Genomic DNA, 7251 nt, shown 5'->3' with positions numbered 1-7251 from the left:
ATTTTCACCGTGGGGCTCTGGCCTTACAAGGCTTGTAATCGATTATTTATAAACCCCACACTCATAGGGTCTGCGCGACCCACTACGTCATCCTGCGCGACGAAGGAGTCGCAGGATCCAGAGCGAAAGTTGACACCAACAAGACCCCTGGGTCCTGCGACTCGCTGCGCTCGCGCAGGACGACCAAGGGCGGCTAGCGCCCGCAGCCGCGTGGCCACAAGCCCCTGTTCAGGGGCGCCCGCAGCCCCTACAGTGGGGACATGGTGAACTATCGCTTTTTGGGCAACAGCGGCTTTAAAGTTTCAGAGATCACGTACGGCAACTGGATCACCCACGCGTCACAGGTCGAAGACGATCGGGCGGTGCGCACCGTGCACGCCGCCCTCGACGCCGGTATCACGAGCTTCGACACTGCCGACACATACGCCAACACCGCCGCCGAGTCTGTGCTGGGTCGCGCCCTCAAGGGGCAGCGCCGCGCGGGGCTCGAGATCTTCACGAAGGTCTACTTTCCGACCGGCCCCAAGGGCCCCAACGACACGGGGCTCAGCCGCAAGCACATCTTCGAGTCGATCAACGGTTCGCTCTCGCGTCTCGGCACCGACTATGTCGACCTGTACCAGGCACACCGCTACGACGTCGAAACCCCCCTCGAAGAGACCATGCAGGCGTTCGCCGACGTGGTGCGCCAGGGCAAGGCGCTCTACATTGGCGTCTCGGAGTGGACGGCCGAGCAGCTGCGCGCAGGCCACGCGCTCGCCCAGCAGCTCGGTGTGCAACTCGTCTCAAACCAGCCGCAGTATTCGATGCTGCACCGCGTCATCGAGGGCAAAGTGGTGCCGGCATCTGAAGAGCTGGGCATCTCACAGGTCGTGTGGTCGCCCATGGCGCAGGGCGTGCTCTCGGGCAAGTATCTGCCCGGTGAGCCCGTGCCTGCGGGGTCTCGCGCCACCGACGAGAAGAACGGCGCCGAGACGATCAAACGTTTCTTGCGCGACGATGTGCTCGAAGCTGTGCAGCGACTCGTGCCCATTGCCGCCGAGGCCGGTCTCACCATGCCGCAGCTCGCCATCGCCTGGGTGCTGCAGAACCAGAACGTTTCGGCCGCGCTCGTGGGAGCGTCACGCCCCGAACAGCTCGCAGACACGGTGAAAGCATCTGGGGTGAAGCTCGACGCCGATACGCTGGCGGCCATCGATACCGCCCTCGCGGGCACCGTGCACGACGACGCCGGCGACACCTACCAGGCGTCACCAGCGCGCCGGCTCGTGTAGCGGGCAGCGATCGAGTGGCGGGTTCACGCAAGGGAGCGAAGCATGATGCGCATCACACGGTACGGTCAGTCGGGCATGCTGCTAGACGAGGCGGGCACCCGGCTACTCATTGACCCCGGCACGTTCTGCGGGTCGGCCGTGTTTGAGCTGGGTGAGCTCGATGCGATCTTGTTCACGCACGAGCACGTCGACCACTGCGACCCCGAGCGGGTGCCAGGGCTCCTCGCCGCGAACCCGGCCGCGCTCGTGTATGCGCCCGCCGCGGTGCTCGAGCAGCTCGGGCTAGCAGCAGGCGGTGCTGTCGCTGGGCCGGGGGCCGGGGGCGACGGGGGCGCCGGCGACCGAAGATCGGGCAACGCGGGCGGAAACGCGGACGGCGGCGCGGGAGACGGCGCGGGAGGCCGCGGCCGCGCCGTGATCGCGGGGCGCGCCTTCACGGTCGGGCAATTTCGCGTTGAACCGGTTGGTGAGCTGCACCAGGTGATCCTGCCCGAGATTGCCCGCTGTGCCAACACGGGGTTTGTGGTGACCGACACTGCGGGCACCAAGCTGTTTCACCCGGGCGACAGCTACGAGACGCTCCCCGCGGGCATCGACGTGCTCGCGGTGCCTCTGCTTGGGCCGTGGAGCAGCCTGCGCGAAACGGTGGAGTTTGTGAAGGCTGTGTCACCTGCGCAGATCTTCGCGATGCATGATGCGCTCTTGAACGAGAGCGGACGGGCGTTGTTTTGGCGGCTGCTCACCACCGCGGTCGGGCCGCAGGTCGCGCACCTGCCGGTTGAGATTGGTGACTAGCCGAGGCGCTTCGAGTGCACGCTTTGAAGGCTCGCAGCGCCGGGTGTCCCGCGCCCTAGCCCCGGTGTCCCACCAGGAGTAGCGTGAAGCGCAGGAGGAAATTATGCTGCGAGATATTGAAGTTCGGTTGCCCGGAGACCGGGCGGTGCGTTTTGGCGACCTCGCACCGGGGGCGGCGCTCGTGGTGAACGTCGCCTCGAAGTGCGGGTTCACGCCCCAGTATGCGGGGCTCGAAGAGCTGCACCGCGAGTTCGGCCCGCAGGGGCTCACCGTAATCGGCATGCCGTGCAACCAGTTTCTGTTTCAAGAGCCGGGTAGCGACGAGCAGATCGCCGAGTTCTGCTCGCTCACCTACGGTGTCGACTTCACGCTACTCACCAAGGGCAAGGTGAACGGGCGCGGCGTAGAGCCGCTGTTCAAGGAACTGCGTAAGGCGAAGGATCCGGAGGGGCAGTCTGGTCTTGTGCGCTGGAACTTCGAGAAGTTTGTAGTGAGCCGCGACCCCGCTGCGGGAGGCGAACCTGCCATCGCCCGGTTCAGGTCGAGCACCGAACCCGGCAGCGACGCGCTGCGGGCCGCGATCACCGCCGCCCTCACCGCGTAGTCTGCCGGTTCATCGCGATTGTCCAACGCCCGGGAACCAGTTCAATCACGTCATTCTCGTATGTACTCGTTATTTTGATGTGTGCGACAGGTCGCCACCGCGGTGGCCGCGGTCGCGACCGCCGCGGTGGCCGTCGCGCCCGTGCAGCGCGGCCGTTACGATGGCGATCGCCGAGCCGATGGCCGTGTCGACGACGCGTTCGGTCGCAGTCGTGACGTGGTCTGAGCCGACGATCGCTGCCCCCGTGAGCAGCAGCACAAGCGGCGTGATGAACACGAGCGCGAGCGCATAGTTGCGCACCACTACAAACTCGATGCCAAACTGAAGTGCCATGAGCAGCGCGACAAGCACCAACGGGTACTCCCCCAGCGGCGCGATCGCCAAGTAGAACGCTGCCCCCAAGAGCGTGCCAACGGTGCGGTGCAGCCCGCGCCCAATCGAGTAGCTGCGCACGGCACTCAGCCCCACGACAGCGATCGAAGCGCACACGGTCCAGTACGCCCGCTGTGGGTCGAAGAACGCCGCGGTGACCGCGGTGCCGATGAGGGCGGCAAGGGTGATCCGGAGCGTGAGCATTCGCTCGCCGGGGCCAAGCCACGGGCCGGGCAGCACCTCACGCAGCGGGCGTGCGGGGCGTGTGCGCTCGCGGCGGCGCAGCAGCGGAGTGCACGCGATGAGGCACGAGAAAGCGACGCCGCAGGTGAGCGCGAGCAAGAAAGTGAGCGGGTCGTTGTGGCGTTGGCCGTCGTCGCCGAGACCGGTGATGCTGCCGGCGAGGCCGTAGGTGAGCACTAAGAACACGGGGCCGGGGGCGCCGAGGCGAAACGCGAACGCGAGCGAACTCGAGACCGCAGAAATGAGCACGAGTCCGGTGAGTAGCAGCGGCACCGAAGGCGCCGCGAGCACGCCGAGGGCGGCGCAGACGATCAGGTAGGCGCCCACGATTGGCAGCACCCGGGCGCGCTCGCGGGCGCGCAGGTGGGTCGAGTAGAGGGCCACGAACGCGCCGGCGGCCGTCTGGAGTCCGAGCGCTTCGTGACCTGCGAGGGTGAGCGCTGCGAGCGGGCCGCCGATGGAGAGGGCGGCGCGCAGGGCGATTCCTCCGCGGGGGCCGGGCCCCGGCGGCAGCGCGAAGAGGCTTAACGCTGCACGCCGCGACGCGGTGATGAGCCCGGTCGGCGGGTTTGCTGGGCTAGTTGGGCTAGTTGGATCGCCTGGTAGCCCGTCGTTCTCGCCTGCCACCCGGTGTTCTCCTGCTTCGTCGTGCGCGTCGTGCGCTGTGACTACGGTACCAAGCCGGTGGCCGCCCCGGGCGGGCCTGCCGGGCGCCAGTCTCGGGTGGTCAGCCGGGCGCGGACTTACCCCTGGCACGCACTGGCGACGAGTCGGCATCGAAAGGACGAGTCGGCATCGAAAGGACGAGTCGGCATCGAAAGGACGAGTCGGCATCGAAATGACGTATTTATCGGGCCGTCTCGTCAGTTCGATGCCGACTCGTGGGCGCGTAGCGCGGGTTTCGTTGAGCAAGACCACTTCATAGCGTTTCAGTATCATTATTGATACCATATACTCATGTCGGGGTTAGAGAAAATACTCTCGCAGATGAGCAATAATCCAAAGAACGTAGCCTTCAACGATCTTGCAAAAGTCTGCGACCACTACTTCGGGGCTCCGCGCCAACACGGCACATCACACCGTCTTTACCGCATGCCTTGGATTGGAGACCCACGAGTGAACATTCAGAACGACCACGGCAAGGCCAAGCCGTATCAGGTGCGGCAGGTATTGGCCGCCATCAACAAGCTGAAAGGGATGCAAAATGACCACAGTTAACCCCGACCACTACACCTACCGCGTTCGCTGGTCGGGTGAGGACGACGCATTCGTCGGCACGGTCGCTGAGCTCCCCTCGCTTTCGTGGATCGAAGAGTCACAAACCGCAGCGTTCGAGGGGATCCGCGCCCTCGTTGCCAGCGTGCTTCACGACATGCAGCTTAGCGGCGAGGCCCCACCCGCCGCGCTCGCAGATCGCAACTACTCGGGCAAATTCATGGTGCGTCTCACACCAGAGGCACACCGACAGCTTGCACTCGAAGCCGCCGAGCAGCACGTCTCGCTCAACCGTCTCGCGGCGGCCCGACTCGTGGGCGCGTAGCGCGACGCTGCTACCGCGGGCCCATGCGCAGCGCGCCGTCCATGCGAATCGTCTCGCCGTTCAGGTAATCGTGGTCAACGATCATCATGACAAGCTTGGCGAACTCGGTGGGCTGCGCGAGCCGTGGCGGGAACGGCACCTCTGCGGCGAGCGCCTCACCCAGTTCAGCCCCGAGTCCCGCGAGCATCGGCGTATTCACAACGCCTGGCGCGATCGTGTTCACCCGAATCCCATTGCGCGCGAGGTCCCTCGCCGCGGTCAATGTGAGCGACACGATCGCCCCCTTCGATGCGGCGTAGGCGGACTGACCGATCTGCCCCTCGTAGGCCGCTATTGAGGCCGTGTTGACGATCACTCCGCGCTGTTCGCCTTCGCCACCGGTGGAACCCGCTTGGGAGCCACCCGTCGGTTCTTGCTTCGCCATTATCTCTGCGGCAAGTCGCAGCACGTTAAACGTCCCCACCAGGTTGACGTCGACAATGCGTCGAAACAGATCGAGGTCGTGGGGGCCATCGCGCCCCAGAATACGGTTCGACGGGGCGATCCCTGCGCAGTTCACTGCGACTCTCAGCGGCTGAGCGGAATCGAGGGTGGCAAGCGCTGCGGCGACTTCTTCGCCCGAGGTGACATCTGCTGCGACCAGGCGCACGCTGCCGGCCGGCGCCCCGCCGGGGCGGGCGACCTCGATCCGGGATCCGGTATCTGAGTTTGCGCCTGAGCTTGCGCCTTGACCGCGCGCGCGCTCAATACTCACCTCAAGATCGATGCCGAGCACGTGCGCGCCGCGGGCGGCGAACGCCGAACTCACGGCCGCGCCGAGCCCCGATGCGGCGCCTGTGACAACCACGCTGGTACCTGCTAGCTTCATTGCTGCTCCGTTCGCTGGGAGTGTTCGCTGGGAGGGGCAAGGCTCTGCCTGGCCCTTCGTTTCGACGCTACACCCATTCCACGGGCGATCAGCGACGCCGTGCCCACCCCTCGACATAGTGAGGCAAGCGCGCAAAGCGCAGCAAGCGCGCAAAGCGCAGCAAGCGCGCCAAGCGCAGCAAGCGCGCCAAGCGCAGCAAGCGCGCAAAGCGCAGCAAGCGCGCCAAGCGCAGCAAGCGCAGCCAGCGCAGCCAGCGCAGCCAGCGCAGCCAGCGCAGCAGCCCTTTACACCGCGCGCAGCACGACCGCGGTGCCCTGGCCACCGCCACCGCAGATGCCAATGGCACCGAGTGTGCCCGCACCGCGCTCGGCGAGCTGCCGGGCGAGCGTGCCGACGATGCGTGCCCCCGAGGCGCCGATCGGGTGGCCGAGGGCGATCGCGCCACCGTGCGGGTTGACGATCGCTGGGTCGAGGCCGAGTTCGCGGGTTGACTGCACGCCGACGGCGGCGAAGGCTTCGTTGATCTCGACGACGGCGAGGTCTGCGGTAGAGACCTCGGGCAGTTTCGCGAGCGCAGCGGCGATCGCCCGGGCGGGCTGTGAGTGCAGGTGAGTGTCGGGGCCCGCCACGAGCGCCGTCGCTTCCACCCGCGCAAGCGGTGTCAGCCCGAGCCGAGCTGCCGCGGCGTCACTCACGACCACGAGGGCTGCCGCCCCGTCAGTGATCTGTGAGGCGTTGCCCGCCGTGATGGTGCCCTCCGCAGCGAACGCGGGGCGCAGGCCCGCAAGGGTCTCGGCCGTCGTGCCGGGGCGCACGCCGTCGTCGGCCGATACGACCGTCTCGCCGCGCCGCGACGTCACGGTGAACGGCGCGATCTCGCCCGCGAAGAACTCGGCCGAGGCTGCGGCGCGCTCGTGCGATGCGGCGGCGAACTCGTCTTGTTCGGCGCGGGTCAGGCCGAGCGGCACGTTGCCCGTCTCGGTAAGCGCGCCCATCGCAACCCGGTCGAACGCGTCAGACAGGCCGTCGTGGTCGACGGTGTCCACGAGCTGCGCGGCGCCATACTTGGTGCCGGCGCGCAGCTGCGTCACGTGCGGAGCCAGCGACATCGACTCCTGCCCCACCGCGACAACCACGTCGGCCTCGCCTGCGCGAATGAGCCGCGCGGCCTGCGCGACAGCTTCGGCCCCCGACAGGCATACGGCGTTAAGCGTAATTGCGGGCACGTTCATGCCGATGCCCGCTCCCACGGCGGTCTGGCGCGCGGGGTTCTGCCCGGCACCCGCCTGCAGCACCTGGCCAGCGACGACCGCGTCGACCTCTGCGGCAGCTACCCCGGCGCGAGCGAGCGCCGCCTTGACGGCGTGCGCGCCCAGCACCGTCGCGGGCTGCGCCGCGAGCTGGCCGGTGAACTTGGTGAACGGGGTGCGGGCGTACCCCGCGATCAGGGCCTGGTGCTGCGCGGTCATGAGCGACCTCCTTGTGCGTACGGTGTGGGCTGGCCCGCACCGCCCGAGGCGGCCCGGGGTGCATGGCTCTCGCTGCCATTCTGCCT

General features: G+C 67.3%; 8 protein-coding genes. 5 read left to right on the top strand and 3 right to left on the bottom strand.

Annotated features, from left to right (window positions below; all coding sequences use genetic code 11):
• Positions 1-260 precede the first annotated feature (260 nt).
• From ACXR2T_RS15280 to ACXR2T_RS15270, 3 genes are all read left to right on the top strand, one after another.
• Entirely contained in the window at positions 261-1274 is a 1014-nt protein-coding gene (locus ACXR2T_RS15280) for an aldo/keto reductase family protein (RefSeq protein ID WP_458840363.1), read from the top strand.
• Positions 1275-1316: 42 nt separating this feature from the next.
• Positions 1317-2069, top strand: coding sequence for an MBL fold metallo-hydrolase (locus tag ACXR2T_RS15275; protein ID WP_458840361.1), 753 nt, complete (start codon positions 1317-1319; stop codon positions 2067-2069).
• A 103-nt stretch (positions 2070-2172) separates the two neighbouring features.
• Positions 2173-2673, top strand: coding sequence for a glutathione peroxidase (locus tag ACXR2T_RS15270; RefSeq protein ID WP_458817026.1), 501 nt, complete (start codon positions 2173-2175; stop codon positions 2671-2673).
• Positions 2674-2742: 69 nt separating this feature from the next.
• On the opposite strand, the gene ACXR2T_RS15265 is transcribed toward ACXR2T_RS15270, so the two are convergent.
• The gene (locus ACXR2T_RS15265) at positions 2743-3915 is read right to left on the bottom strand and encodes an FUSC family protein (RefSeq protein ID WP_458840359.1); all 1173 of its coding nucleotides are present in this window, start codon (positions 3913-3915) and stop codon (positions 2743-2745) included.
• A 330-nt stretch (positions 3916-4245) separates the two neighbouring features.
• On the opposite strand from ACXR2T_RS15265, the gene ACXR2T_RS15260 reads away from it, so the two are divergent.
• A complete protein-coding gene (locus tag ACXR2T_RS15260) occupies positions 4246-4506 on the top strand; it encodes a toxin HicA (RefSeq protein WP_489945553.1) in 261 nt (86 codons plus the stop codon).
• Complete coding sequence (locus tag ACXR2T_RS15255) at positions 4493-4828, top strand: type II toxin-antitoxin system HicB family antitoxin (RefSeq protein WP_458840355.1); 336 nt, start codon at positions 4493-4495, stop codon at positions 4826-4828. The genes ACXR2T_RS15260 and ACXR2T_RS15255 overlap by 14 nt, the downstream gene beginning before the upstream one ends.
• Before the next feature lie 10 nt (positions 4829-4838).
• Here the strand turns inward: ACXR2T_RS15255 and ACXR2T_RS15250 are convergent, their stop codons facing one another.
• Together ACXR2T_RS15250 and ACXR2T_RS15245 are read right to left on the bottom strand one after the other, a co-directional pair.
• Positions 4839-5696, bottom strand: a complete 858-nt coding sequence (locus tag ACXR2T_RS15250) for an SDR family NAD(P)-dependent oxidoreductase (RefSeq protein ID WP_458817018.1) — start codon at positions 5694-5696, stop codon at positions 4839-4841.
• Positions 5697-5980: 284 nt separating this feature from the next.
• A complete protein-coding gene (locus ACXR2T_RS15245) occupies positions 5981-7165 on the bottom strand; it encodes an acetyl-CoA C-acyltransferase (protein ID WP_458840353.1) in 1185 nt (394 codons plus the stop codon).
• Between the last annotated feature and the right edge of the window lie 86 nt (positions 7166-7251).

Source organism: Leucobacter faecis (assembly GCF_054456635.2).
This window is presented reverse-complemented; position numbering and strand designations above follow the sequence as displayed.